Source organism: Brevundimonas vesicularis, from assembly GCF_027105095.1.
Classification (GTDB): Bacteria; Pseudomonadota; Alphaproteobacteria; order Caulobacterales; family Caulobacteraceae; genus Brevundimonas; species Brevundimonas vesicularis_E.
In genome coordinates this window covers 1,339,441-1,365,585 of record NZ_CP114278.1, presented here as the reverse complement: position 1 = coordinate 1,365,585, position 26,145 = coordinate 1,339,441, and the positions used below count along the sequence as shown (strand labels likewise).

The window sequence follows — 26,145 nt, the reverse complement described above, 5'->3', positions numbered from 1 at the left end:
GGATCACAGCAGGCCGTCCTGAAAGCGCGACAGGGCGGCGGCGATGGCTCTCATCTGGTCGGTCGAAAGATCATCGACCTGCGTCAGGGGGCCGTCGTGATCGCGACCGGCTTCGATGGTCCAGCGCATTTCGCCGTCCCGATTGACGCCGATCAGGGCTGCATCGCGGCCTTGGTTGTCGAGCGGCAGATCGTATTCGATGCGCAGGACGTTCATCGGGCCTTCTCCACGATCTCGAAACGACGCGAGCGATCGGCCTTGGCCATGTGCTCCAGCACCTCGTCCCACTCGCGCGCGCCCAGACGGCCAAGTTGGTCGATCAGTTTCGACACCTTCAGCTCGGCGGCAGGCTTCACGACCTTGCCGTCCAGGCGGTCGAAGGCGGCGTTGACCGACGGGGCCGGGTTCTCGGCCGCGAACAGTTGGTCCAGCGCCGCCAACTGCCGCTCGTGGGGTTGTTTCGACAAGGCCTCCAAAGCCGCCTGGTTCGACGCCAGCGGCGTGTCGCGCAGTCGGGCGATTGCGGCAGGGGCGAGGTTCTCGATCAGCGCCACGGCACGAAACACGGTGCGCTCGGAAAGCCCTGTCTTCTCGGCGATGTCGGCGCTGAACGACCAAACTGCCACGTTGGCAGTTTGGTCCGAACGCCGGTCGCCGCCGCGTTTTGCAGCCGGATTTAGCGCCTCGAACAGGCGCTTCCGTTCTGACAGGAACCGCGCACGATCAAGCGCCGTCAGCTCGTGACGGATCAGGTTTTCGTCGATCTCGCGCAGACGCAGCCCGGCGTCTGTCAACGTCACGATCTCGGCGTCGATTTCGTCCCAGCCATTGATCTGGTGAGCGCGCAGACGGTGCGCGCCATAGACCAGCCGATAGCCATCGCCCCGCTGGACCAGTTCGACCGCCTGGAGCTGACGACGACCGCCGGCCTTCTCATGCTCCAGCATGGAGGCCGCGATCACCTGGGCGTGGGCCTCGCTGATTTCGCGAAGCCGCTCGCTGGCGTCGATCTGGTCGATCTTGACCCTGACCACCGAACGAACGGCGGGCGGGTCGATCATGATGGCGGCTGGGGCCGTCATCGGCGTTTCATCACCGCGCGCCATGTCTAACGCGCCTCCGCAGTTAGACGATGCGATCTACGCTGTAGCGGACTATTGTCCGCTTTCAGGGACGAATCATTGAAGCCGTAGCGCCTCGGGAAGACCTTATGGATCGGCAAGTTCAAAGCAGCGGCGATCGCTGCCTCGGCGCGGGACGAACTGCGTCCCCTCAAAGCATCACTGACCAAGCCGCGCGGGAGGCCCACGCGCTCAGAAAACGCGGCAAGGGAGCCATATCGCTTTCGGAGTTCACACTTGATTTCTTCGCGATGCATTAGCGCAATCCGTTACGTCGTAGGTATCTACGTTTTAACGGACACTAATCCGGTATATGGAGTCGGTCAACGTGGTTGATGACGATATTGCGGGGCCGTATTCCGATTTCGCGGATCGGCTGCGATCAGCTATGGGCGTCGTGCCTCAGACGCTGGTCGCCAAGCGTTCGGATATGTCCCTCAGCGGGTTCAGCCAGCTCCTGAAGGGACGAAGCGAGCCGGGAGCTTTCAAGCTTGCCCGTATTGCGAAGGTGCTGGGGGTGAGCCTGGAATGGCTTGCGACCGGCGTGGGCAAGCCGAACTCTGGGCCATTCGGCTATGTGGATATTCCGCTGCTCGACGTTCGCTTGGCGGCCGGCGCAGGCTCCATCACCGACCTGGCGCAACAGATCGGAGTGGTGCCGATGACGCGAGACATGCTGCTAATCATGGGTATGACGAACGCTGAAGGCCTGCGCTTCGTCATGGCCGAGGGCGACAGCATGGAACCGCTGATCTCTGATGAGAGCAACGTCTTGGTCGATACCCGCGACACCCGCCTGCGTGAGGGCGTTTTCGCCTTCCGCCTTGGCGACGAGCTTCGCATCAAACGCCTTCGGAGGCTTGGCGTTGACGGTATCGAGGTGATTTCGGAAAACCCGCGTTACGAACCCGAGGTTCTACAGGGTCAAGACCTCGAACATTTTGCCATCCTGGGCCGCGCCCTCGGCGGCTTCAATATCTACTAGAGGCGGCCTTCTAATGGCTCCCATCCGCAACCTACTCGCGTCGGCGTTGCTGCTCTCGGCATGCGGGGAGGCGCCGACCTCAACACAAGGTGTCGGCCTTTCAGGAGCGGTCGCGCTGAAGCCATGCCCGACCCCCGACCCTGGTCGAGCCTGCGAATACGATCACGCCACCTTGCCGGAAGAGATGACTAAGGCGATGGCCGGCGACTACCAAGCCCAGCGCAACGTCTCCGAGGCGTTCACAAATGACGCGCCGTGGATCGTGCAGGATGCGGTTGCGGGCTGCGCTTGGCGGATCGTCGCAATCGCCAACCGGCCGGACACGTCAACCTATGACGACGACGGCATGTATCGCATCCAATGTGAGCGGCTCTCCCCGACTGACCTCGCCCAGGCCCGTGAACGAGCGGACCAGATCACGCGGTCGATCCGTCCCTGATGTTTGTCCGCTTCACCCAGCCGGAAACCGGCCTGCCGATCCATATTCGGGCGGCGAGAGTTCAGGCCTTCGCGGCGACCGACGATGGCATGACGCGCATCTTTCTTGGCGGCGCCCTGACATGCCTGGTCGCCGAGGATGACGCCGCCGTCCTGGCGACCCTCGACCCGACGCCCGACGATGAGCGCTAAGCCGTCCCCGATCAGGCTCGGCATTCCTGACGGCAAGCGGGGATGGCCCGTCCGCGTGACCGACATCGCCGTTCATGTCGTCGCCGAGGGCGAGGTTCCCAAGGTCAAGATCCACTTCGGCCGGCTGGGCCGTTTCGTCCCGCGCGCCGACCTCCCGCGCTTCTATGGGGGCGATGTCTGGTTCGAGATGTATGTGCAGCAGGGCCGATTCTATGTCGGCGACCAGGTGCCGGCGCCGGGCGAAAAAGCGGTCCCACTTCCGACGCCGCCCACCTGATCCCGTTCGGCCGTCAAACCCAGCGACGGCGGGCCTCACCCGGTTTTCAGCAAACTGGGACCGCCTGGTCCCAGTTCGACCGGCCCGAACCAGACGCCGCGACGCGGTGTCCTCGCCCCATCAACCACCGTCCGACGCCGCCCCTCGGATCACTAAGGATCGCGCCGGTCCCGCCACGCCGGGCTTAAGGGCCTTCAGACGGCCCTCACATCGTCATCTAAGGGCGCTTTGAGGACTTGAACGCCGCCGCGCCCGCCGACGAATTTTTTCTAGGATCAAGTGGTCGGTCGGTGTCTAAATCAACCATCTTGTTAGACACGTGCTCGCCGCTGACCGCCGACGAATTTTTTTGGTCTGAACCCTATGGAGCTTGGGTTTCATCCCACGCAGTCCACGCCGATGCCGCCGTATCCCGCCCTTCTAGTTTCTAATGTCCCCTAACAAGCACTGAGCCGCGCCCCTGATCAAGCCCGGGGCGGGTCGATGGCGGCCTGGCCCGGGCGCCCGGGCGCGGCGACGCCGGGGCCGCCCAATTCCACGGCCCGTTCCGTGGCGGCGGCCGACATTCGGGTCCCCCCCCCCCCCCGTCGGGACGGACTAAGCCAGGTCTGGACCGGTCGGTCGAAGCCGTAGCGAAACACGGCGGCGGCCACGAACGCCCCGACCAAGCCGATCGCCCACAGGACCCAGCGAACGCCGGACGACCACGCCTCCTGTCCAAGGGCGTCGAGCAGGCCGAACCAGACGATGCGGCTCACCTCATTCGTGAGGAACATCGAGAACGACATTAGGGCCAGATGCTCGATCAGCCGTGAAGGACTGCGCACCGGCACGGCGCCGGCGGCCCAGATGATCACGGTCATCAGGCCGAGCGACACCAGGCTGAAGGCGCCGAAGGCCTGCAGCCCCACGAGCGCGAAGGCGGCGGCGAGGCCGATCGCCCTGGCCCGGTGCGGCGCGACACAGACCCGCGAACCGTAGAAGGCCGCCGCGACTCCGAGCAGGAAGAGCGGCATGGCGCGGAGAATGCCGTGGCGCATCGGCAGGCGGTAGATCGGATCCCCGAGCCAGAGCGAGGCCGCGACATCGGCGACGACGACGAGGAGGGCCGCGCCGATCACGACAGCGATCGGCGGCCAGCGCCACAGGGCCCGGCAGATCCAGGGCAGCAGGAGGTAGCAGGCAATCAGGGCCGAGAGCGTCCAGGTCGGGGCGTTCCACCCCTGCCCGCCCGGCACGCCCCAGGCCTGGAGCAGCAGCACCTGGGCCGGCAGCTGCGACCAGTCGAACCAGCGCGGATTGCTGGGCGCGATCCCGGCCAGGGCGGCGCCGCCGACGAGCAGCACCAGGACGAGGCTGACCGCCAGGTGGGCCGGAATGACCCGCAGCAGGCGCTGGCGCGCATAGGCGCGCAGCGAGGCCTGTCCGGACGCGAGGCGATCACCGTAGATGCGGGCCAGGACATAGCCGGAGTCGATGATGAAGAAGTCGGTGAGCAGATAGCCGCGCTCGAAGACTGGATGCAGTTGTCCGAGAGGCACAGGCGCGGCCTCGCGGAAATGGTAGAGGATGATCAGCGCCCCTACGATAAAACGCAGCGCGTCCAGCCAGCCGCCGCGCGCGATCCGGACGGGGCGAGGCGATGGCTCGGTCAGCGCGGCTTCGGGCATTCAGTCAGCCTTCCGTGGCGCAGACTTGGCGGCGGCGCTGCGGTGCTCATGTGGACGCAGGACGATCTGGTCTCGCGAAGCGTAGAGGACGGCCGTTCCCAAAACCCAAACGACGACCAAGCCTCCGACGACCATCAGTCCGGGCCTATCGCGGGGTCCAAACACAAACGAGCAGCCGATCACGCCGCCCAGAATGGCCCCGTAACCAAAATGCAGCGGCACCTTGTGTGCGCCCAGCAGCAGAAGGGCCATGCAGAAGACCAGGCCTCCTGCGAACAGGCTGACCCCGATGGCGACGAGCGTATCGAGCACGGGCCGTGGCTTCAGCGGGCGCGCCTGGAGCCGCCGCCTACCTCGTTGGCGATAGCGGCCTTCCCGCCAACGAATGCTCCGGCCGCGCACGGTGAAGCGTTTGCCGGCCATGCGTCAGGGCCTTGCGTTGGGCGCGGGCGTGTCCTCATGGCGCGCAAGAAGGATTCTCATCCGGACAATTTCGGATTCCTGGGCCGCAATGATCTCATCGGCCAGATTACGCACGTCGCGGGCTTCGCCATGCTCGACGGCGACCTTGGCCATTGCGAGCGCACCCTCGTGGTGGGCGATCATTCCGCGCAGGAAGTCGATGTCGGCGTCGCCCGTGTAGTTGATGCTCATGGCCTGGTGCATCTTCGCGCTGGCCTCGCGATAGGCGCGAGTCGATGGGCTGTCCGTGGTCTCGCCAGCGTGGCTTGCCTCGGTGTCGCTCGGGCGAGAGTCAGCCGCCGACGGCGCCGCAGGGACCTCGCGGGTTTGCCGCGAGATCATCCCGAAGGCGAAGGCCGACAGGGCGAGAAAGACGGCGATGACGGAAATCCATCCGAAACGCTTCATGACGATGTCCTTGAGAGAGCCGGCGGGGCCACGGGGGCGGCCGGGATTGCACTGGGAAGGATGGGCGCCGTTCGGTCGCGGTAGCCGAGCAGGCGCAGAGCGTTGAACACCACCAGCAGGGTCGACCCCTCGTGGAGCGCCACGGCAGGGCCGATGCCAAGGCCGAGGATCGTCGCCGGCACAAGGAAGGCGACGATTCCGAGACTGACGTAGAGATTCTGGAGAATGATGCGCCGCGTCTGTCGGCTGAGACCGACGGTGAAGGGCAGCTGCGACAGGTCGTCGGACATCAAGGCGACGTCGGCGGTCTCAAGCGCAACATCGGAGCCAGCCGCGCCCATCGCGATACCGACGGTCGCCGTGGCCATGGCCGGGGCGTCGTTCACCCCGTCGCCGACCATGGCAATCTTGCCGTCAGCGCGAAGGCGTTTGATGGCGTCGACCTTGTCCTCGGGCATGAGGTCGCCCCAAGCCTCTGTCAGGCCGACCTGTCCGGCGATCGCCTGTGCGGCCTTCTGGTGATCGCCCGAGATCATGATCATTCGCCCGATGCCGAGGGCGCGAAGAGCGGTCAGCGTCGGCCGCGCTGCTGGGCGAGGCGTATCAAGAAGCCCAATGACACCGAGATCGCGCGTGCCGCGTCGCACCACCATCAGGGTTCGCCCCTGCAGTCGCAACTGAGCGACGACAGAGGTTGTTTCGTCGCCGAGCGGCGCTACGCCGTCGACGCCGAACATCTCCGGCTTCCCTATCCAGATCGTCTCGCCGTGCAGCTGGGCGGTCACGCCCTTGCCCGTCAGGCTCTTGAGGTCGATCGCGGCCGGGATGATCGTATCGCGCAAGCGTGCGCCACCGTCGCGCGCGATGGCCTCCGCCAACGGGTGGTCGCTGAGCCGTTCGACCGCCACAGCGACCGCCAGAAGATCGCCCTCCTTCGTCCCGCGCACCGTCATGACGTCGGTGATCCGCGGCCGTCCCTCGGTCAGGGTGCCGGTCTTGTCGAAGGCGATGGCGTTGAGCGAGCCGAGGTTCTCCAACGGCGCGCCGCCCTTGATCAGGACACCGGCGCGCGCCGCACGGGCGACGCCCGAGAGGACGGCGCTCGGGGTGGCGATGGCGAGCGCGCAAGGACTCGCGGCGACCAGCACGGCCATGGCGCGATAGAAGCTGTCGCGGAACGGCTCATCGACGACGACCCAGGCGAACAGCAGGACAAAGGCGAGCGCCAGCACCACAGGCACGAAGATGCGTTCGAACCTGTCCGTGAAGCGCTGGGTCGGCGACTTCTGCGTCTCGGCCTCACTCACCATCCGAACCACCTTGGCCAGGGTGGTGTCGCTCGATGTGCGGGTCGTCTCAATCTCGATGGCGCCTGAGCCATTGATGGTGCCCGCGAAGACGAGAGACGGCGATCCGACCTGGGCCGGTCTCGCCCGCGCCGCCTCGGGGTCCGCGACGGGCTGCTTGTCGACAGGCATGCTTTCGCCGGTCACGGGGGCTTGGTTGATGCTTGTGGTGCCGACCACGACAAAGCCATCAGCGGGCAGTCGTTCGTTTGGACGCACCACCACGGTGTCGCCGACGACCAAATCTTCGACAGGCAATTCGACGACCTGCCCGTCGCGTCGCACATGGGCTGTCCGGGGGGCAAGCTCGGCCAGGGCCTCGATCGCGCGTTTGGCGCGGCCCATGGCGTAGTGTTCGAGCGCGTGGCCGATGCTGAACAGAAACAGCAGGAGAGCGCCTTCGGCCCAGGCCCCGAGCGCCGCCGCACCTGCGGCTGCGACGAGCATCAAGGTATCGATCTCGAAGCGCTTCTGGCGGAGGTTCTCGAACGCTTCTCGCACCGTAAAAAAGCCGCCGAAGATGTAGGCGATCAGGAAGAGGGCGAGGGGAATCCAAGCGGGAAGGCCCGTTGCGAGTTTCTCGAGGGCGAATCCAAGGCCCAGAGCAAGGCCACTTGTCAGGGCGAAGATCAGCTCCGTATTGGAGCCTAGAACGCCACCGTGATCGTGCTCCTCGGACTTGGTGTGGAGATGGTCCGGCAGTGTTGTGCTGGTCATAAATAGGGTCCCGTTGCGGGTTGGGAATCGCGGCTGCTTGCGGCGACCGCCGCGATCGAGGGGGCGGGATAGCGACACGGGCGAAGGCGCGCCGGGCCAGCGGGTTCCAGCGCGATCCGCTCGCAGGTGGTCATCCCGGTTCTCCCGACCTCAGGGCACGGGCACGACGGCATTAAAGCCCCCGAGCCGCTGGAGCTGCTCAATCGCTTCGAAAAGCGGAAGCGCTAGGAGAAAGACGAAGCCGTCGCGCACCGTGCGGACGAAGAATACCGGCCGGATCATGATTTCCGCCTCGTCGCGCCATAGGGAGAGCTTGGGCAGGAACCGAGGGGTGCGCTCACGGTAAGCTTGGTAGTCGTGTCCAAAGGCGTCGGAGAGGAAGCGTTCTTCGCGGCCGACCACGATGCGAAACACCACCCAGCAGGCTAATCCGAAGACCAAACCGACGCTAAGGCTGCCGGACTGGGCGCCGATGCCAAACGCGCCGATGAAGCTGAAGACGTACAGCGGATTGCGGCTGACCGAATACGGTCCTGCGGATATGATCTCCTGTTTCTTCCGGCCACCGATGTAAAGGGAACACCAGGCCCGACCGATGATGCAAACCATGATGGCGATCAGGCCCAGATGCTCGACAGGATGTTCGAGCAAGGGCCAGGATGTGACGAGCGCCGCGCAGACGACAAGAAGCAGGCCCCCGACGAGAATGCCCGCCTTGCGCCATCGTTGAACGGATTGGATATCGACCGCTGATCGACAGGCGTCATCAGGGGGCGAGGAGCCGGACAAAGCGGGGCTTGCGGGCTTGGAGACGCTGTCGGAGGGCTCGAGCGGCATCATTGCCCCTCCCCCTCAGCCGGACGATCCTTAGCCGCATCGCGCAGGATATCCACGCCGCCCTTCAACGCGATGGCGGCCACGAGGACGCCGACGACGAGGTCCGGCCACGCCTGGCCGAGCCAGAGCACCAGGGCCCCGGCGACGAGGATTCCCCCGTTGGAGGCGAAGTCGTTAAAGCTGAACGTCTCGGCAGCCTTCATGTTGACGTCGCCGCTGTGCTGACGGCGGATCAACTGCAGGCAGATCAGGTTGATGATCGCTGCGACGACCGAGAGTCCCATCATGGTCGGGCCGATCGGTTCGGTCCCGATGAGGAATCGACGACCCGCGTCCAGAAGGACGCCAGCGCCGAAGATAAGGAGCATGACGCCCGAAAGGCGCGCCGCCCCCCGCTTCCACGAAACGGGCCGACCGATCGCGAGAAAGCTGATCAGATAGACAGCAGCGTCCGAGGCGTTGTCCACCGCGTTGGCCAGCAAAGCGCTGGAATCGGCGGACAAGCCGCCGATCCCGAGCGCTAATGCCAGGCCCGCGTTGAGCGCGAGAACCGTCAGCAACGTGCGTCGCTGCTGACGGTCATCCTGAGTGCGAGCAATCAATCCTCAACCCCCTCGTCCTTGCGATGACGCACCGCCTTGGCCGCGAAGGTCGGCAGGACCAGCAGGGTCAGGGCCGTCGCGGTCAGAAGGCCGCCGATGACGACCGTCGCCAGAGGCTTCTGAACCTCGGCCCCCGCGCCGTGGGCGAGCGCCATCGGGATGAAGCCGACAATGGCGACCAAGGCTGTCGTCAACACCGCACGCAATCGGCTGGACGCCCCTTCGATCGCCGCGTCCCGGGGCGCGAGCCCCGCCTGCAATCGCTCGCGAATGGCCTGCATCAAAACAAGTCCGTTCAGGGTCGCCACACCCGAGACGGCGATGAAGCCAACGGCCGCAGACACCGAGAACGGCATCCCTCGCATGAGAAGCGCCAAGGCGCCGCCGATCAAGGCCAAGGGCACGCAGGCGAAGACCAGCCCAGCCTCGGAGAACGACCCCAGAGCCATAAACAGCAGCACACCGATCAGGACGAAGACGATCGGAATAACCAGGCCCAGCCGTTGTTCGGCCCGTTTGAGGTTCTCGAACTGACCGCCCCAGGTCAGGCGGACGCCCGGCGGGAGCTGGATCTGATCGACCTTCGCTTGCGCGTCGGTGACGAAGCCGCCCAGATCCCGGCCGCGGACGTTGGCCTGGACCACCATCCGTCGGCTGCCGTCGTTGCGGCTGATCTGGTTCGGCCCCTCGGCGCTCTGGATGCGAGCCACCGAGGACAGAGGCACGGTCACGCCCGTCGCAGAGACGATGGGCAGGGCCGCGAGCGCCGCCGGATCGTTGCGTGCATCGTCCGGTAGGCGGACGACGACGTCGAAGCGACGATCGCCCTCGAAGATCCGGCCGGCCTCCGCGCCGCCGATGGCGGCCGAGACCGCTTCGGAGACGTCGGCTGCGGACAGGCCGTAGCTGGCCGCCGCGAACCGATCGACGCTGACCGTCAGGGTGGGCAAGCCGGACGCCTGTTCGACGCGAACGTCGGCGGAGCCCGTGGTCTGGCGCAGCGCGCCGGCCACCTGATCCGCGACCCGCTGCATGGTGTCGAAGTCGTCGCCATAGACCATGACCGCGAGGTCGGTCCGCACGCCTGAGATCAGTTCGTTGAAGCGAAGTTCGATGGGTTGGCTAAACTCGAAGTTGTTGCCGATCTGCTGATTGGCCAGATCTTCGAAGCGCTCGAGAAGGGCTTCCTTCTCGAGACCGGAATCAGGCCAGTCCTTGCGGTCTTTCAGAACGATGACGCTGTCCGAAATGTTGGGCGGCATCGGGTCGACGGCCGCCTCGGCGGTGCCGGTCCTGGAGAACATGGTCTCGACTTCCGGCTGGGCGGTGATGACCCGTTCCAACGCCATCTGCATGGCGAGGGACTGTTCCAGCGACGCCGAGGGAACCCGCAGCGCCTGCATGGCGATGTCGCCTTCGTCCAGGGTGGGGATGAACTCCCTCCCCAGGGACGAGAAAGCCAGACCACCGACAACGACCGCGCCGAGCGCCGAGATCAAAACGATCTTCGGACGATCGACGGCGGCGCGGATGGCCGGCTGGATCCAACGCCGCGCGTGGCGGAGCAGGAAGGTTTCGTGTTCGTGGGCCTGGCCGTGTTCGTCGGTCTCGACCTTCTTGGTATCCCGCACCAGCAGGGCCGTCATCGCCGGCACGAAGGTGAAGGAGAAGATGAAGGCGCCGACGAGCGCCAGCATGACCGTCGCGCCCATGGGGACGAACGTCTTGCCCTCGACGCCCTCAAGCATCAGCAGGGGAGTGAAGACGAGCAGGATAATCAGCTGACCGAAGGCGGCCGGCTTGACCATCTTGCGAGCTGCGGCCACGGCGACATCAAGGCGTTCCCGACGGGTCAGGGCCCGTCCCAGATCGATCCGCCGTTGCGATAGCATCAGGAGGGTGCTTTCCACGACGATGACCGCGCCATCGACCAGAAGGCCGAAGTCCAGCGCGCCCAGGCTCATCAGGTTTCCACTGATGCCGAACCGGTTCATGCCGATGACGGCGAACAGGAAGCTGATCGGGATCATCAGCGCTGTGATGCTGGCCGCACGAATGTTGCCGAGCAGCAGGAACAGAACGACGATGACCAAAAGCGCGCCCTCGGTGAGGTTGCGCGCCACCGTCGAAATTGTCGAGTTGACCAGGGCGCTACGGTCGAGAACCGTTACCGCCTCGATCCCCGCGGGCAGCGTCTTGCGAACTTCCTCAAGACGCTCCCCGGCCGCCTGGGCCACGGTGCGGCTGTTGCCGCCCGCGATCATCAGCGCCGTACCGAGCACGGCCTCGTGGCCGTCACGGCTGGCGCCGCCCAGGCGCGGAGCCTGGCCGATCTCGACCGTGGCGACATCGGCGACCCGCACGATCAGGCCGTTCCGGTTGACGACCGGCGCCTGAGCCAGGTCCTCCACGGTTGAGGCCAGGGCGTCGGTGCGGACCGTCAGAGCTTCGCCAGCGCGTTGGATATAGCCCGCGCCGGCCTGGGTGTTGGCGCGATCAAGAGCCTGGATAAGGTCGCCCATGCCCAGGCCGTAGGCGGAAAGGCGCGCCGCGTCCGGACGGACCGCATACTCCTTCACATAGCCGCCGACGGTGTCGACGCCCGCGAGACCGGGGGCGGTCCGCATTTGCGGCGCGACGATCCAGTCCTGTACGGTACGCAGATAGGTGGCGCGCTGCTGCGGGGTCGAGAGCAGATCGCCTTCGGGCGTCAGATAGGCTCCGCCGGCCTGCCAGCCCGGCTCGCCAGGCTTGGCGAGGTTCTGACTGTTGAACGGCTTGTAGTCGATCGTCCACATCAGCACTTCACCGAGGCCCGTGGTGATCGGGGCCATGGTCGGCTCCACCCCGTCAGGCATGGCCTCCCGGGCGCCCGCGAGCCGTTCGGCGACCTGCTGGCGCGCGAAATAGATGTCGGTCTGGTCGGTAAAGATGACCGTGACCTGGCTGAAGCCGTTTCGGCTGAGGGATCGGGTCGTGGTCAGGCCGGGAATGCCGGCCATGGCGGTTTCAATCGGGTAGGTGACCTGTCGTTCGATCTGTTCAGGCGCGAGCGCCGGAGCGACCGTGGTCACCTGGACCTGGCGATTGGTGATATCCGGCACGGCGTCGATGGGAAGCCGTGTCAGCTCGAGGAGTCCGTAGGCCGCGACAAGCGCCGTGGCGAGAACCACGAACCATCGGAATTTGACCGAGAGTTCGATGATGAATTTGAACATGCGGTGCGCCCCTAGTGACCGTGCTCGGCCTCGCCCTTGGCGAGCTCGGCTTTGAGGAGGAAGGCGTTCGTGCCGGCGACCCGTTCAGCCCCGGTGAGGCCACGCAGGATTTCAGTCCGCCCCCCGGCCTGACGACCGGCGAGCACCGGACGGGCCTGGAAGCCGTTCGGGACCTGAACGAAGACGACGGTGTTGCCGTCGACGGTCTGGACGGACTCGGTCGGCACGGTGAGACCGCCCGTCGTCTCGCCCGTCACGATCGCCCCCGTGACGGCGGAACCGGCCGGCGGGAGGACAGAGCCCGTCGGCCGGGCCCGAATGACCGTGGCGCCGCTTTCGCCGCCCGCGCCTGCGGCCACGCCGGTGACGATGGCGTCGAAGTCGCCGCTGGGGCTGCTGACCCGCAGAGGCGCCCCGGCCCTTACATTGGCGGCCAAAGCAGGCGGCGCGTTGAAGACGAGCTCAACCCTGGCCGGGTTGGTGACCTCGGCGACAACGCCGCCAGGGGCGACGAAGCCGCCCGGTCCGACCTGGACGCTGGTCACGACTCCGGTGATGGGGCTGGTGACGCTGAGGCGGCCCGAAGCGTTGGGCGAGCCCGCCGCGCTGGACCGCGCGCGAGCCGCGCGGGCGCCGGCTTCGGCGCTGAGCAGTTGCGCGCGGGACGCCTCGACCTCCTGTCGGGCGACAACGCCCTGGTCCGCCAGATTGCGGTTGCGTTGATAAGCCTGGCGCGCCACTTCAGTTTCGGCGGCCGCCGCGTCTGCGTCCGCGCGGAACGTCGCCGCTTCACCGCTGACGACGCTCGCCAGGGGCTGACCGATCCGGACCGACTGGCCCGGAGCTACGAGAACCCGCTCGACCCGCCCGCCGACGGACGCCGCCACAGCGGCGCGCGCGTCGACCATGGGCTCGACCCGCCCGGAGAGCCGGGTTTCGGCGCCCCCTCCCCGACCGACGCCGACCACGATCAGGTTGGCGGCCTGGGCCTGGGCCGCGCTCAGAGCGACGAAGCCTTCCGGCGCTTCGGCCTCGCCTTCGTGGCCGGCTTCGCCCTCGGCGTGGGCGCCCTCTTCTTCAGCGTGACCCGCCTCACCCTCGGCGGCGGCTGGAGCGGCGTCCGGCCCGCGCGTGAGCAGGAACAGCCCGCCTCCGCCAAGCAGAACGACGGCGGCGGCGCCGCCGATCAGCAACGTCTTGTTGGATGTGCGCTTGCGCATCATTGGGCTCCTTGGAAGGGGGCGCGGCCGTCCTGGCGCGCAAGTTCAATCTCGGCCTGGACGCGTGCAAGGCGCGCATCGACGGCCGAAGTTCGGGCAGAGATCAGGGCTGCACGGGTGACCCGCAGCTCGAGTTGGGAGATGCGCCCCGCTTCGGATCCGATCCGCGACAGACGGTAGGCCTCCTCGGCAGACGCCACCCCCGCATCGGCGGCGGAGACCCGGCTCACGGAGGCGGCGAGGCGCGCCCGCGCCGCGGCGCGATCGGCCTGGGCCTCCTGGCGGGCGCCCAGGAGCCGCGCATCCGCAGCCCGGAAGTCGGCCTGCGCCGCGTCGATGTTCCCGCGGTTGCGGTCGAACAGGGGCAGCGGCATGCTGACGCCGAACGTCAGCGCCGTCGCGTCCTCCATCTCGTAGCGACGGACACCAACGCTGGCGTTGATGTCCGGGCGCGAGCGGATCCGCTCCACATCGATCCTGCGTTCGGCGGCCGCGCGCTGAGCCTCGGCGACGCGAACGGCCGGCGCCTCCGCCGGGGGAGCGAAGGTCGCGGCAGGTGCGAGGTCCAGCAGGCTGGTGTCGATCGTCGTGACCGGAGCCGCCAGCATGGCGACTGCGGTCAGCCGCGCGAAGGCCGCGTCGCGCTCCGCGACGGCTTCATCGCGAGAGGCACGCGCCGCAGCCGCTTCGCTTTCCCCCTGGATGCCGCGCAGCAGCGGCTCACGGCCTTCCTCGACAAGAACAAGGGCGGCCCTCGCATCGGCGATGGTCAGGGTGAGGCTTTCCTCCGCGAGAGCAGCCCGCCTTTGGGCGGCTTCCGCATCGGCATAGACCTGAGCGAGCCTTCCGGCGGCGTCGATGATGGCGAGATCCCGCTGCAGCGCCGCGGTTCCGGCTTCCGCGCGGGCGACATTGACCCGCGCGGTCCGACGTCCCCACAGCTCGAGGTCCTGGCTGATCGACAAGGTGGTTTCGGCATTGGCGTAGCCCGAGAAGGGCCCCGTGCCGAAAGCGTTCTCGGCGTCGAGAGCGATCGTCGGATTAGGCCTCGCACGGGCCTGGCGGACACGTGCTTCGGCGGCGTCCGACAGGGCGCCGGCTTCAAGGGTGGCCGGGGTTTGACCCAGCTGGGCGAGCAGCTCGGCGAAGGACGGCGCGGGGTCAGCCCAAGCGGGACTGGCCAGCACGGCCGCGAATGCGGCCAACGCGCAGCCGACCGCGAAACGCGGCGGCCTGCGATATGAGGGAGGCATGATTCATCTTCCAGAAATTTGACACGAGTTCGCGCGCACGGCGGCGCAGACGTCCGGTCAGACTCTGGGAGGGCGCTTCAGGCCGTCGGGAGAGATCGACGACGGAAAATCACTCGAGGGGAAGGCGTGAACAGGCCGCGCGTGGATCTGCATCGCGATGTGGTCGGCGACATCCGCACGGGCAGTTCCGTTGTGGTGGCAGTGGCCGTGGGTGCAGACTCCGTGCCCAGCGCCAGGGTCGACCTGGTCGCCATCGCCCGCATCTTCAACGACCATGGCGTGAGCCGATGCCGTCTCCGGGACGCAGGTCGCGGCGTCAGCGATCGGGGCGACGAAAAACACGGCGGAGACCAGGGTCACCGCCAGTATCAGTCTTGCCCATGTCGCAATTGGCCACGCCATCGCGTGGTGGATACTTTCATTCGGGCGATCAAGCAATCTGTTACAGTGTTCGGGGGCTGCGACTGTTTCGAGTGACCACCAATCCGCGGTGAGGGAGAGGGAAAGTCGACATGCAAGGCCGAGAGTGGCGCGTCGTCGGCCATCTCGACCTATTCAGCAACGTCGAGCGATCTTTAAGCGAGCGCACGCTGATCGCGTCCGATTCTTTCGCTGCGTCTGCAGGTGGATCGAGATTGCAGAATGCGCAATCTTCACCCGAGTAGCGCTCCCGCTATCAGGTCGGGCCATCGTGAACCGGTCAGCCAGACCGCTCCGCCGGTCGCCGCGACGCCAGGCTCTGGGTAAGGTCGTTGCGCGCGCATAGCCAGAGCGAGCGGACGTTGGCGTCGCCTGCGCAGTGGCTTACCAGCAGTAAGCCGGCCAGGGCGTTGGCGAAGAAGCCCAGAGGGCCCAGTCCGGTGATGCCACGGGACGGCGCCCCGGAGGTGGCTCGCGAGATCGCGTAGCTGAGGAATAACAGCACCAACGCAACGAGGCTGGCGCCTTGGCCATTGGCCGCCCCGGACTGCACGGCGACCGAACGTCCGATCACGGCCAGGCTGATGCCGTAGGTGGCGCGTCGGCCAGGAAGTTGAGCACATTGGCGCCCAGGGGGCGCCGAGCCTTGCAGGGACACGCCGCTGGCTATGGCCATAAAGGCGGCGCAGTTGACGGCGATCACCGCGATCATGATGCGCCGGTAGGCGGGGTGGCGCTGTCGAACCTGGAGGCCACGCCGCAACTGCAGCCGGGCGAGGAAGTGCACAGGACGAGAGGGGGTTCAGTCATCGGATTACCCTTTCGCGAGAAGCATGCATCTCCCAATGGCTAGACGATCATGCCGAGAATGCATGGCTTCCATGAAAGAAACGCCTGTCAGATAAAACCAGCTTGATCCTCTAGTAACTAGAGGGCCCAAAATCAGTTGAAATCCATTGGAGGCTTCATGATCACCATGCACCCGACGCGACGCGTTCCCGGCCGCCTGCAGACGATCGCCTTCGCGCTCGCGGCGCTGATCGCCGTCGTGGATCAGGCCGCCAAGGCCGCGGCGCGCGCTCAGCTGGACGCTCCGATCAACCTCACGCCGTTTCTCGCGCTGCGTCTCGGGTTCAACCCCGGCGTCACCTTCGGCCTGTTCGCCGGCTCAGGCGCCGTCGGCCGCTGGGCGCTGAGCGCCGTGGCCTCCCTGATCATCGGCGCCCTGCTGGCGTGGATCTGGCGCACGCGCAGCGCCGTGACGGCGGCCGCCGCAGGCCTCATCGCCGGTGGAGCGATCGGGAACCTCGTCGACCGGCTACGCTTTGGCGCGGTCACCGATTTTATCGATCTTCATTGGGGGGCGGCGCACTGGCCGACCTTCAACCTCGCCGATGCGGCCATTGTCTGCGGCGTCGCGCTGCTCCTCCTCACCGTCCGGGGCTCGGACAGCCGCGCGGCGTCCTCGACCCTGGGACGGGCGGCGCGATGAGGCTTCCCGCCGAACAGAGGGCGATCGCCGTCCGCTCGGCGCCGGCGATTCTCATCACCGCCTCAGCGGCGGCCTCCGCCTGGCTGCGGCTTTCCCCGCCCCTTCTCGGCGCGGCGCGCGACATGGCGACGGCCGATAGGCTGGCCTATGCCCTGCAGGCGAATCTCCCGGTCTTCCTGTGGCTCGCGGGGTGTTTGAGGGTGGTGGCCAGCATCCGGTTCCGGTCCGACGCCGACCGGCCGGGTCCGCCGATGCGGCGCCCGGCGCCAGGCTCGCCCTACCCGCCGCCGTGCTACAGAACTCGCTTGAACAGACCGTTCTGGCGGTGAGCGCCCACCTGGTGCTCGCCACCGTGCTGCGCGGCGAGGAGATGATCCTGCTGCCGGTGTTGGTCCCTCTTTATCTGGTTGGTCGGGGTTTCTTCGCCCTGGGTTACGCGCAGGGCGCGGCGGCCCCGGCCTTCGGCATGGCGCTCACCGGCGCCTCCACGATTGCCGCCTTCGGCATCGCCGTCGTCCTGATGGGGCTGGGCCGATGATCCCTCCCCGCCCCAGATGCCTTTCACCCGCCGTTACGAGCTGACGCGATGCCCCTCCCCTCTCCCGCCTCGTCCGGGTTGCGCCCCATCGGCAAACTGGCCGCCGCCACGGGCGTCAAGGTTCCGACCATCCGCTTCTATGAAGAAATCGGCTTGCTTCCGCCGCCGCCGCGCACCGCCAGCGACCGGCGCATGTATGACGACGCGGCGGAGCGCCGCCTGTCATTCATCCGGCATGCCCGCCAGCTGGGCTTCGATCTGGATTCGATCCGCTCCTTGCTTGATCTGTCGGATCACCCCGATCGACCCTGCGCCGAGGCCAGCACCCTGGCCGAACGTCATCTCGCCGATGTGAAACAGAAGATCGCCCGGCTCCGCGCCCTCCAGCGCGAACTGTCGCGGATGACGACGGAATGCGCCGGGGGCCGGGTCTCCGCCTGCAAGGTGATCGAGGCGTTGCACGATCCATCCGCGCCGCTTTGACCCTGTGGAAGATCCGGAAGGCGCAAAGACCCCGGAGCCATTAGCCCACCGCGACGTTTGGAGGCGATTGGCGGCTCCCGTCGCGGACCGCCCGTCCTTCTGGAGGATTTCGATGACGCATCGGCCGACCTCGCGACACGGCGACCAGACCCTGGCCCTGCTGACAGACCCTTATCGGCGCCTTTCCCACCTGTTCGAGCAGGCCGGCGCCGACGTCGTCGAGACCCGCCTGGCGCTGAAGGAGACGACCTGTCTGAGAGGCCGCGAGGCGGCGCGGATCTTCTATGACGAGACCCGCATCGTGCGGGCGGGCGCCATGCCGGCGCCGGTCCGCCGCACGCTGCTCGGCGAGGGCGGCGTCCAGGGGCTGGACGGCGAGGCCCACCGCGCCCGCAAGGGCGTGTTCATGTCCCTGATGTCGCCAGCCCGTGTCGCGCGACTGGGCGAACTGTTCGAAGCGGAGTGGCGGCGCGCGGCCGTCGAATGGGCCGGCGAGGACGACATCGTGCTGTATGACGCCTTGCAGCCGGTGCTAACGCGGGCCGTCTGCGCCTGGGCCGGCGTGCCGCTCGAGCCGCACGAAGAGGCGAAACGGGTCCGTCACCTGAGGGCGCTGTTCGACGCGGCGGGATCGCGGGGCCCCCGGCATCTGTGGTCGAGGCACGCGCGTCGCCGCGTCGACGCCTGGCTGGGCTCGATCATTGAAGACATTCGCGCCGGCCGTCTGTCGCCGGATCCGGACACGGCCGCCCACGCCTGGGCCTGGACCCGCGCCGCGGACGGCGAACCGTTGCCGATCCACACGGCGGCGGTCGAACTGGCCAATGTATTGCGGCCGACTGTCGCGACCTCGGTCTACATCGTGTTTGTGGCGCACGCGATGCAGGCTCACCTGGATGCGGCCCGTCTGGCCGACGCCGACGCCGGACGTCGCCGCGCCTTCGTCCAGGAAGTCCGACGCTTCTATCCGTTCTTCCCGGCAGTGATCGGGCGTGTGCGCGCGCCGTTTCGCTGGCGCGACCTGGTCTTCCCGGAGGGCCGTCAGGTGGTCCTCGACCTCTATGGCTCCAATCACGATCCCGCACACTGGACTGATCCCGAGGCGTTCCGGCCGGAGCGGTTCAGCGACGGCTCCGGAGATCCGTTCGGTCTCATCCCCCAGGGCGGTGGGGATGCGGCGACCGGTCACCGTTGCCCTGGCGAAGGGATCGTCGTGGAGCTGATGGAGCGCGCCGTCGGCCTGCTCGCCGACCTGAACTACCGGCTGCCGGATCAGGATCTGGAGATCGACTTCCGCCGCCTGCCGGCCCTCCCCGGAAGCGGGTTCCGAATGGAGACGCGCGACGCGGCCCTCAATGAGGGGGGCGCCTGATGCCGCTTCCTCGGGCTGGCCGGGGCCCTTCTCTCCCATCCACTCGCAGCAAAGGCTGACGCCATGAGCCGTTCGACGACCTCCTACGACCTGGTGATCATCGGCGGCGGGCCGGGCGGATACCCGTGTGCGATCCGGGCGAGCCAGCTCGGCCTGTCGGTGGCGGTCATCGACGACCGCGAACTGCTCGGGGGGACCTGCCTGAACATCGGGTGCATTCCGTCCAAGGCGCTGCTCCAGGCCACCGAGCGGCTGGAGATGGCGCGCAATCTCGAAGCGTTCGGCGTCATGGTAGACAATGTGCGGGCCGATCTTGACGGTGTCATGCGGCACAAGGGCAAGGTGGTGACCGAGCTTGGCGAAGGGGTCGCCTACCTCCTGCGCAAGCACAAGGTCGCCCGCTTCCAGGGCCGCGGGCGGCTGCTGGCGCGCGACCGGGTGGAGGTGCGCGCCGCGGACGGCGCTTTCGAGGTGCAGGCCAGCAAGGCGGTGGTCATCGCCAGCGGATCGGAAGCGGCGACCTTGCCCGACCTGCCCATCGACGAGCGGCGGATCGTCACCTCCGCCGGCGCCCTGAGCCTGACGGCGGCGCCGCGCCATCTGGCGGTGATCGGCGGCGGCTACGTCGGACTGGAGCTGGGGTCGGTCTGGCGTCGGCTCGGCAGCGAGGTCACGGTCATCGAGGTGCTCGACCGGATCGCCTCCGGCGTCGACTCGGAGATGTCGGCGGCGCTGCACAAGGTGCTCGAGGCCCAGGGCTTCCAGTTCTGCCTTGGGCATAAGGTGGTCGGATCGCGGATGGAGGGCGACGACGTCGTCCTCGACGTCGAGCCCATGGGCGATGGCGCGCGAGGAACCATCAAGGCCGATGTCGTGCTGGTCTCCATCGGCCGACGGCCCGCAACCGCCAGGCTCGATCTGGAAACGGTCGGCATTGCGCCCGACCGCAGGGGCTTTATTCCGGTGGACGAAGGGTTCCGGACCAGCGCCGACGGGGTCTACGCCATCGGCGACGTCATCGGCGGCGCCATGCTGGCCCACAAGGCGGAGGAGGAAGGGATCGCCCTGGCCGAACGCCTGGCGGGGGGCGCGGGCCATGTGGACTACGGAACGATTCCGGCGGTCGTCTATACCTGGCCGGAACTGGCTTCGGTCGGCCGCACCGAGGACGACCTCAAGGCGGCCGGCGTGGCCTACCGCGTGGGGCGCTTCCCCTTCTCCGCCAACGCCATGGCCAAGGCGCGTCTGGAGAAGAACGGTCTGGTCAAGGTTCTGGCCGACGCCGCGACGGACAAGATCCTCGGCGTGCACATCCTGGGCCCTGAGGCCGGCGGGTTGATCCATGAAGCGGTCGCCGCCATGCAGTTCGGCGCGGCGGCCGAGGATCTGGCGCGCACAAGCCACGCCCATCCGACCCTGCCGGAAGCCCTGCGCGAAGCCTGCCTGGCGGTAGCCGAGCGCACGATCCACCTCTGACGGCCGCGCGTTACGAAGTCTGACCCGACGGCAGCCGCGATCGCGGCCGCCTCTGCGGGCCCGGGCGCGTCCGCGGTTTAGACGCGACAGCGGCGTCGCTTGAATGCTATTGCGAGCCGCTCACAACTAGGTCTCCCATGCGTCCTCTGCTCCGTCTGCTCACCCTGCTGTTCGCCCTAGGGTTGGCCGCCCCGGCCCTCGCCCAGGCGCCGTCCGCCTCGGAGGCCCAGGTCGCCTGGCGGCTGCTGGATTATGTGGCGGTCGACTACGCCGGCGCAGTGGCCGACGGCGAGGTCGTCAATCCGGCCGAATACGGCGAGATGATCGAGTTCAGCACCCAGATCCGGACGCGTCTGGACGCCCTGCCGGCCAACCCGGCCAAGGCCGCCCTGATGCGCGAGGCAGAGGGCCTGCAGGCGGCCATCCGGGACAAGGCGGATCCGGCCGTCGTCGGCGCCCGGGCCAAGGCCCTGGCCGGCGCGGTGCTGACGGCCTATCCGAGCCCGCTGGCGCCCTCGTTCCCGCCCGACCTGGCCCGCGGCGCCGCCCTCTACGCCGAGCAGTGCGCGGTCTGCCACGGCGTGACCGGGCGCGCCGACGGCCCCGGCGCCGAAGGGCTCGATCCGCCGGCGATCGCCTTCGCCGACGTGGAGCGCGCGCGCCAGCGCAGCGTCTTCGGGCTGTATCAGGTGATCGACCAGGGGCTGGAGGGCACGGCGATGGCCAGCTTCTCGCACCTGCCGGCCGAGGACCGCTGGGCGCTGGCCTTCTATGTCGGCCGCTTCGCCTTCACCGACGCCGAAGCCGCCGAGGGCAAGCGCCTGTGGGACGGCGATCCGGCGGTCCGCGCGGCCTTTCCCGACCTGGCCGCCCTCACCCAGACCACGCCGGCCGAGCTGGCCACCCGCCTCGGCGAACCCCGGGCGCGGGCCCTGACCGCCTATCTGCGACGTCATCCCGAGGCCGCGGCGCGCCCGGCCGGATCGACGCTGACCCTGGCGCGGACGCGCCTGGCGGAGAGCGAGGCCGCCTATCGACGGGGCGATCGCAAGGCCGCCACCGACGCGGCGCTGTCCGCCTACCTCGACGGCGTCGAGCCGATCGAGCCGGCCCTCGGCGCCCGGGACAGCGCCCTGCTGCGCCGGGTCGAGACCGCCATGACCGAGCTGCGCGTCTCTATCAGCCGGGGTGCGCCCGCCCAGGAGGTCGCCGGTCGGGTCGCTCGTGCGAACGCCCTGCTGGACACGGCCGAGCGGGCCCTCGCGCCCCAGGAGGCGGACAATCTCGCCAGCTTCCTCGGCGCCTTCACCATCCTGCTGCGCGAAGGCCTAGAGGCCCTGCTCATCGTGGTGGCGATGATCGCCTTCCTCAGGAAGGCCGAACGGCCCGAGGTGCTGCGCTACGTCCACGGCGGCTGGGTCGCCGCGCTGGTCGCCGGCGGGGCTACCTGGGCGGCCGCGACCTTCTTCATCTCCATCAGCGGCGCCAGCCGGGAACTGACCGAAGGGTTCGGTTCGCTTCTGGCCGCCGTCGTGCTCGTCTCGGTGGGCATCTGGATGCACGGTAAGTCGCACGCCGACGCCTGGCAGACCTATATCCGCGACAAGCTCTCCCATGCGCTGTCGAAACGGTCGGCCTGGTTCCTGTTCCTGCTGTCCTTCGTGGTGGTCTACCGGGAGGTGTTCGAGACCATCCTGTTCTATGCGGCGATCTGGAGCCAGGGCGGCCACCTCGGCATGCTGGCCGGCGCCCTCACGGCGGTGGTCATCCTGGCCGTGGTGGCATGGGCCCTGCTGGCCTACAGCAAGCGCCTGCCAATCGGCCGGTTCTTCTCCCTGAGCTCGATTCTCATGGCCATCCTGTCGGTTGTCCTCGTCGGGAAGGGGGTGGCGGCGCTGCAGGAGGCGGGGTGGCTCGACGTCCATCCGCTGGCCTGGATCCCCCGCATCGAAATCCTCGGCCTCTACCCGACGGTCGAAGGCGTCGCCGTTCAGCTGCTGACGATCGTCATCCTCGTGATCGGCTTCTCCCGGCTCCCGCCGCCGAAGAGCGCGCGGCCGGCGGAGAACGGCTAGGGCCGCCAGCCCTTCAGCTAATCTTCCGCCCCGCCGGGGGCCGGATGGGCAGGCGCCGGCTTCCGGTTCCTGAACCGCCCCTCCGACCCCGGAGTTCGCAGCCGGGCGACGGACTTATCGGACGATGGGTTTGCCTCCGACAGGCGACGCCTTGGGCTCTTTCGTTGGAATGTCGTCGCTTGCGGGATCAAGAACCTCCGGCACGTTGCGATGCAGCTCGTCGATCCAGACCTGGCCATGAGCGTCCGAAGGCATGCGCCAGTCGCCGCGCGGCGACAATGAACCGCCTGTTGTGACCTTGGGCCCGTTCGGCAGGGCCGAGCGCTTGAACTGATTGGCGAAAAAGCGCTGCAGGAACACCTCCAGCCAGCTGCGAATAGCCCCGATGGGGTAGGCCCGCTTTTGCTCGTCCGGAAAGCCCGGCGGCCAGTGCCCGGCGGCGGTGTCCCGCCAGGCGTGCAAGGCCAGGAAGGCGATCTTGGAGGGCCGCAGCCCGAACCGGGTGAGATAGTAGATCCAGAAGTCGTGGAGCTCGTAGGGGCCAATCTTGCCTTCGGTGCTCTGCGACTCCCCCTCGGCCGTCTGCGGGATGAGCTCCGGCGAAATGGTTGTCGCCAGAATGTCGAGCAGGACATCGGACACCGCGGGGTCGAACAGGCGGTTCGCCGCCGTCCAACGGACGAGGTGTTGAATGAGGGTCTTCGGGAGCGAGCCGTTCACGTTGTAGTGGCTCATCTGGTCGCCAACGCCGTAGGTGCACCAACCAAGCGCAAGCTCGGACATGTTACCCGTGCCGAGCACCATGCCGTTCCGCTGGTTGGCGGCCCTGAACAGGAGGTCTGTCCGGAGCCCGGCCTGCACATTCTCGAACGTCGTGTCGTACACCGGTTCGCCCCTGGCGAACGGATGGCGCAAGTCCTGCAGCATCTGCTGGGCGAGCGGCTTGATGTCGATTTCCTCGACGGTCACGCCGAGCCCGTTCATCAAGGCGTAGGCGTTAGACTTGGTCCTCGCGCTCGTGCCGAAGCCGGGCATTGTGAACCCGAGAATGTCCGTGCGCGGACGGCCAAGCAGATCGAAGACCTTGGCCGCGACGATCAAGGCGTGAGCTGAATCCAGCCCTCCGGACACGCCGATGCAGATCTTGGCTGTCCCGGTCGCCTCAAGCCTCTTGGCCAGCCCGCTCACCTGAATGTTGAACGCCTCGTAGCAGTCCTGGTCGAGATGGGAGGGATCATCGGGCACAAAGGGAAAACGGTCGATGCATCGTTGCAGGCCGAGGTTGCGAACTGGCGGAACGAGATGGAAGGTCAGCGATCCGTACAAGAGCAGGATCCGGGGCGTCTTCGTCGCGGCCGATCGAGCTTCAAGCTTTCGCTGCGCCCTGTTCAGATTGACCGACGTCCCAGCCTCGGGATGCAGCGGATGTAGACCAACTCCGCCAAAAGCTCGATCAGGGTCTGGGTGACGATGATGGCCGGGACTAGGGGGATGGCGCCGGGCACGACGAGGGCCAGCGGCAGGACCACGAGCGAGTTGCGGGTTCCGGCGCTGAAGGCGACGGCGCGGCCGGCTTCCGGCGTCAGCCGTGCGAGCCGCGAGCCGGCCCATCCGATGAGTGGGGCCAGCACGGCGAAGGCGACATAGACCGGCACGACACTCAGGGTCCGGTCGAGGGTCTGTCCGAGTTGCGGCATGACCGCGGCGACGACGATGAAGAGCACCAAGGCCGTGGCCGGCACCGGCGCCAGGCCGAGACCAGACGAGACTCGCTCGCCCATTTTGCTGCGGGCCGCCCAGGGCTGGACCAGCGCCGCCAGAACGAACGGGATGGCGATCAGCCAGACGAAGGCGTGGATGAACGGACCTGGCTGCACATAGGCCGCCGCCTCGGCGCCGAGGAACAGACGCAGATAGATAGGCAAGAGCGCCATCTGGGCGATCAGCAGCACCGGTGTCGAGGCCAGAGCCCTCTCTTCAGTGTCGAACGTCTGAGAAGCCCTACCCTTCTCGCTGAGGGCGATCAGGAGAACGCCCGCATGGGCGCGCTGTTCAGCGCACTCTATCGACTGAACCGCGAAGCCGCCTTGGTGACCTACTATGGCGAGGGTCTCTGGGAGACCCATGGGGCGTCTGGACGACGTTTTCAGCAAGACCAACCTTCTGGACGCCTTCGTCGACGGCGCAGCGGCGGCAGGCCGGCCCAGTCTCGCTCAGAAGGTCCGTGCGATCAGGCCGGGCAGGTAGCCCCCCGTAGGTTCCGATTGCCGCCGTCACATCGACGATTTGGCGGCTGAACCTCGACCTAAACGGCGTGTGGTGCGGCCTCGTCTACGGCGGTCGGCGATGAAGTGTCCGGGCGGGTTCGTCCCGCAAACGTCACATCGCATCCTGTCGGGTTTCGCCTTCGGTGCGTTTCGGTTCGATTCTATCGGACTGGATAGCCGATGGAGATCGAAAGATGGCCCGCTCAGATTCCCTCCCGCGAACGATCAAGAAACCGGAACTGCGCCAGATGGTGCCACTCGCAGACAGCACCATCTGGGAGATGGAGCAGCGCGGAGAATTCCCCAAACGCTTCCGACTGACGCCGCGATGCGTGGTCTGGGATCTGTCGGAGGTGCAGTCCTGGCTGGAAAAACGCCGCCGCACCCCCGTCACGCCGGCCAAGGCTCCGGATGTGCGCCTGCGCCGATCACGCCCCGTCCACCACGGGGCGAGCGCCTCCCGACCGCACCTGTAAGCCGCGCCTCGATTCAGAAAGCGGCGAGCGGGTCATAGCTTGCTTCAGCCGGGGATGGTTGAGCCCCGGACGACGGGACAGGGGCGTCCATGGCCGATAATTGATTTCTTCACCCCCGCGAGCTATATGTCGTCCCGAGGCCAGATCGGTTGAAACAGCCTCACCCGCCTCTTCGGAGGTCCACGCGTGAGCGAGATAGGGATTTCGATCCCGGAAGCGGCTACCGAGTGACTTCTGATAAGGGCGCCTCCAGGCGCCCTTATCTTTTGCGGTGAAACTTCAGCTTCTCGCCTTTCAGCGTCTTGTCGATCAGGACGGCGAAACGAACCTTGCTCATGTGGGCGATGGCGAGCGCCTGCGCCGGCTCCGGGCTGTAGGCGCTTTCCACGAAGAGCTTGAGATCGACGCCGGCGTCGGCGCCGCGCTTGACCCGAAAGAAGACCCTGTAGTCCCCTGCTCCGCCGTCGTTGCGCACGCCGATCCGCAGGAAGTTCGCCTCCGGGGTCTGATAGACGTGCGCCGTCGGCAGACCCTTCAGGATATGCGGGAGCGCCTGCGACAGCCCATAGCGGATCGGACAGAAGACGCGCCGCCTCGGACCATCCCAGACCGTGACCGCAGTTTCGTCGTGCTGGGCGGCGTCGAAGGTTTCACTGAAGCAGTGGTTGCTGAACCGGACATCGATCTTCACGCCGTTCGGACGCGACTGGGTGGCCATCTCCAGCACGAAGGGCTCGAGATGGTCGAACTCGAGCGTCTGCCCCGCGACTTCCAGCGGCGGAAAATACGGCCCGGCCATG

The 26,145-nt window shown here is 67.3% G+C and carries 28 protein-coding genes; 12 read left to right on the top strand and 16 right to left on the bottom strand.

Annotation, left to right across the window (positions count from 1 at the left end):
- Positions 1-3: 3 nt before the first annotated feature.
- Genes O2K97_RS06795 through O2K97_RS15685 form a run of 3 tightly spaced genes read right to left on the bottom strand, consistent with a single transcriptional unit; the run spans position 4 to position 1,378 of the window.
- Positions 4-216: a hypothetical protein gene (locus O2K97_RS06795; RefSeq protein ID WP_269220954.1), complete on the bottom strand. Its 213-nt coding sequence runs from the start codon at positions 214-216 to the stop codon at positions 4-6.
- On the bottom strand, positions 213-1,082 hold the full coding sequence (locus tag O2K97_RS06790) for a ParB/RepB/Spo0J family partition protein (RefSeq protein WP_269220953.1): 870 nt from the start codon (positions 1,080-1,082) through the stop codon (positions 213-215). The genes O2K97_RS06795 and O2K97_RS06790 overlap by 4 nt, the downstream gene beginning before the upstream one ends.
- A 26-nt stretch (positions 1,083-1,108) precedes the next feature.
- Positions 1,109-1,378, bottom strand: a complete 270-nt coding sequence (locus O2K97_RS15685; RefSeq protein ID WP_419466094.1) for a helix-turn-helix domain-containing protein — start codon at positions 1,376-1,378, stop codon at positions 1,109-1,111.
- A 56-nt stretch (positions 1,379-1,434) separates the two neighbouring features.
- Here O2K97_RS15685 and O2K97_RS06785 point away from each other — a divergent pair, with 56 nt between their 5' ends.
- From O2K97_RS06785 to O2K97_RS06770, 4 genes are read left to right on the top strand one after another with little or no spacing between them, the layout of a single operon-like run.
- Positions 1,435-2,106: an XRE family transcriptional regulator gene (locus tag O2K97_RS06785; RefSeq protein ID WP_269220952.1), complete on the top strand. Its 672-nt coding sequence runs from the start codon at positions 1,435-1,437 to the stop codon at positions 2,104-2,106.
- Between the two features lie 13 nt (positions 2,107-2,119).
- Positions 2,120-2,545 (top strand): hypothetical protein, encoded by a 426-nt coding sequence (locus O2K97_RS06780; protein WP_269220951.1) that lies wholly within the window; start codon positions 2,120-2,122, stop codon positions 2,543-2,545.
- Positions 2,545-2,736: a hypothetical protein gene (locus O2K97_RS06775; protein ID WP_269220950.1), complete on the top strand. Its 192-nt coding sequence runs from the start codon at positions 2,545-2,547 to the stop codon at positions 2,734-2,736. The genes O2K97_RS06780 and O2K97_RS06775 overlap by 1 nt, the downstream gene beginning before the upstream one ends.
- 55 nt (positions 2,737-2,791) lie before the next feature.
- Positions 2,792-3,013: a hypothetical protein gene (locus O2K97_RS06770; protein WP_269220949.1), complete on the top strand. Its 222-nt coding sequence runs from the start codon at positions 2,792-2,794 to the stop codon at positions 3,011-3,013.
- A gap of 464 nt (positions 3,014-3,477) precedes the next feature.
- Here O2K97_RS06770 and O2K97_RS06765 read toward each other — a convergent pair whose 3' ends face one another.
- From O2K97_RS06765 to O2K97_RS06725, 9 genes are all read right to left on the bottom strand, one after another.
- Complete coding sequence (locus tag O2K97_RS06765; protein ID WP_269220948.1) at positions 3,478-4,683, bottom strand: acyltransferase family protein; 1,206 nt, start codon at positions 4,681-4,683, stop codon at positions 3,478-3,480.
- A complete protein-coding gene (locus O2K97_RS06760; RefSeq protein WP_112863181.1) occupies positions 4,684-5,106 on the bottom strand; it encodes a hypothetical protein in 423 nt (140 codons plus the stop codon).
- A 3-nt stretch (positions 5,107-5,109) separates the two neighbouring features.
- Positions 5,110-5,553, bottom strand: a complete 444-nt coding sequence (locus O2K97_RS06755) for a DUF305 domain-containing protein (protein WP_114818249.1) — start codon at positions 5,551-5,553, stop codon at positions 5,110-5,112.
- Complete coding sequence (locus O2K97_RS06750) at positions 5,550-7,616, bottom strand: heavy metal translocating P-type ATPase (protein WP_088582519.1); 2,067 nt, start codon at positions 7,614-7,616, stop codon at positions 5,550-5,552. Before O2K97_RS06750 ends, O2K97_RS06755 begins: the two co-directional genes overlap by 4 nt.
- A 150-nt stretch (positions 7,617-7,766) precedes the next feature.
- On the bottom strand, positions 7,767-8,456 hold the full coding sequence (locus O2K97_RS06745) for a methyltransferase family protein (protein WP_008264189.1): 690 nt from the start codon (positions 8,454-8,456) through the stop codon (positions 7,767-7,769).
- Positions 8,453-9,013 (bottom strand): cation transporter, encoded by a 561-nt coding sequence (locus tag O2K97_RS06740; protein ID WP_269220947.1) that lies wholly within the window; start codon positions 9,011-9,013, stop codon positions 8,453-8,455. Before O2K97_RS06740 ends, O2K97_RS06745 begins: the two co-directional genes overlap by 4 nt.
- A gap of 38 nt (positions 9,014-9,051) precedes the next feature.
- A complete protein-coding gene (locus O2K97_RS06735) occupies positions 9,052-12,273 on the bottom strand; it encodes an efflux RND transporter permease subunit (protein ID WP_269220946.1) in 3,222 nt (1,073 codons plus the stop codon).
- Between the two features lie 11 nt (positions 12,274-12,284).
- A complete protein-coding gene (locus O2K97_RS06730; RefSeq protein WP_040349349.1) occupies positions 12,285-13,493 on the bottom strand; it encodes an efflux RND transporter periplasmic adaptor subunit in 1,209 nt (402 codons plus the stop codon).
- Positions 13,493-14,746, bottom strand: a complete 1,254-nt coding sequence (locus O2K97_RS06725) for a TolC family protein (RefSeq protein ID WP_040349348.1) — start codon at positions 14,744-14,746, stop codon at positions 13,493-13,495. Before O2K97_RS06725 ends, O2K97_RS06730 begins: the two co-directional genes overlap by 1 nt.
- A gap of 141 nt (positions 14,747-14,887) precedes the next feature.
- Here O2K97_RS06725 and O2K97_RS06720 point away from each other — a divergent pair, with 141 nt between their 5' ends.
- Positions 14,888-15,223, top strand: a complete 336-nt coding sequence (locus O2K97_RS06720; protein ID WP_162790673.1) for a hypothetical protein — start codon at positions 14,888-14,890, stop codon at positions 15,221-15,223.
- 223 nt (positions 15,224-15,446) lie between these two features.
- On the opposite strand, the gene O2K97_RS06715 is transcribed toward O2K97_RS06720, so the two are convergent.
- Positions 15,447-15,929 carry a hypothetical protein gene (locus O2K97_RS06715; RefSeq protein WP_146756750.1) on the bottom strand — a complete coding sequence of 161 codons (483 nt, stop codon included), beginning with the start codon at positions 15,927-15,929 and terminating at the stop codon, positions 15,447-15,449.
- A gap of 204 nt (positions 15,930-16,133) precedes the next feature.
- Here O2K97_RS06715 and lspA point away from each other — a divergent pair, with 204 nt between their 5' ends.
- From lspA to O2K97_RS06685, 6 genes are all read left to right on the top strand, one after another.
- On the top strand, positions 16,134-16,658 hold the full coding sequence (lspA, locus tag O2K97_RS06710; protein ID WP_008258720.1) for a signal peptidase II: 525 nt from the start codon (positions 16,134-16,136) through the stop codon (positions 16,656-16,658).
- A gap of 190 nt (positions 16,659-16,848) precedes the next feature.
- Positions 16,849-17,196 (top strand): MAPEG family protein, encoded by a 348-nt coding sequence (locus O2K97_RS06705; protein WP_153923203.1) that lies wholly within the window; start codon positions 16,849-16,851, stop codon positions 17,194-17,196.
- Between the two features lie 78 nt (positions 17,197-17,274).
- Positions 17,275-17,679, top strand: coding sequence for a MerR family transcriptional regulator (locus O2K97_RS06700; protein ID WP_008263014.1), 405 nt, complete (start codon positions 17,275-17,277; stop codon positions 17,677-17,679).
- Positions 17,680-17,791: 112 nt separating this feature from the next.
- On the top strand, positions 17,792-19,051 hold the full coding sequence (locus O2K97_RS06695) for a cytochrome P450 (RefSeq protein ID WP_228184631.1): 1,260 nt from the start codon (positions 17,792-17,794) through the stop codon (positions 19,049-19,051).
- 63 nt (positions 19,052-19,114) lie between these two features.
- Entirely contained in the window at positions 19,115-20,527 is a 1,413-nt protein-coding gene (gene lpdA, locus O2K97_RS06690; RefSeq protein ID WP_008259848.1) for a dihydrolipoyl dehydrogenase, read from the top strand.
- A 137-nt stretch (positions 20,528-20,664) separates the two neighbouring features.
- Complete coding sequence (locus O2K97_RS06685) at positions 20,665-22,602, top strand: cytochrome c/FTR1 family iron permease (protein WP_228184629.1); 1,938 nt, start codon at positions 20,665-20,667, stop codon at positions 22,600-22,602.
- A gap of 114 nt (positions 22,603-22,716) precedes the next feature.
- Here O2K97_RS06685 and O2K97_RS06680 read toward each other — a convergent pair whose 3' ends face one another.
- Both O2K97_RS06680 and O2K97_RS06675 read right to left on the bottom strand, forming a co-directional pair.
- Complete coding sequence (locus O2K97_RS06680; RefSeq protein ID WP_331276138.1) at positions 22,717-23,928, bottom strand: NAD(+) synthase; 1,212 nt, start codon at positions 23,926-23,928, stop codon at positions 22,717-22,719.
- Between the two features lie 62 nt (positions 23,929-23,990).
- Entirely contained in the window at positions 23,991-24,536 is a 546-nt protein-coding gene (locus O2K97_RS06675; protein WP_269220945.1) for a hypothetical protein, read from the bottom strand.
- A gap of 527 nt (positions 24,537-25,063) precedes the next feature.
- Here O2K97_RS06675 and O2K97_RS06670 point away from each other — a divergent pair.
- The gene (locus O2K97_RS06670) at positions 25,064-25,345 is read left to right on the top strand and encodes a helix-turn-helix transcriptional regulator (protein ID WP_228184604.1); all 282 of its coding nucleotides are present in this window, start codon (positions 25,064-25,066) and stop codon (positions 25,343-25,345) included.
- A 259-nt stretch (positions 25,346-25,604) separates the two neighbouring features.
- Here the strand turns inward: O2K97_RS06670 and O2K97_RS06665 are convergent, their stop codons facing one another.
- Entirely contained in the window at positions 25,605-26,144 is a 540-nt protein-coding gene (locus O2K97_RS06665) for a hypothetical protein (protein WP_228184603.1), read from the bottom strand.
- Position 26,145: the final 1 nt, after the last annotated feature.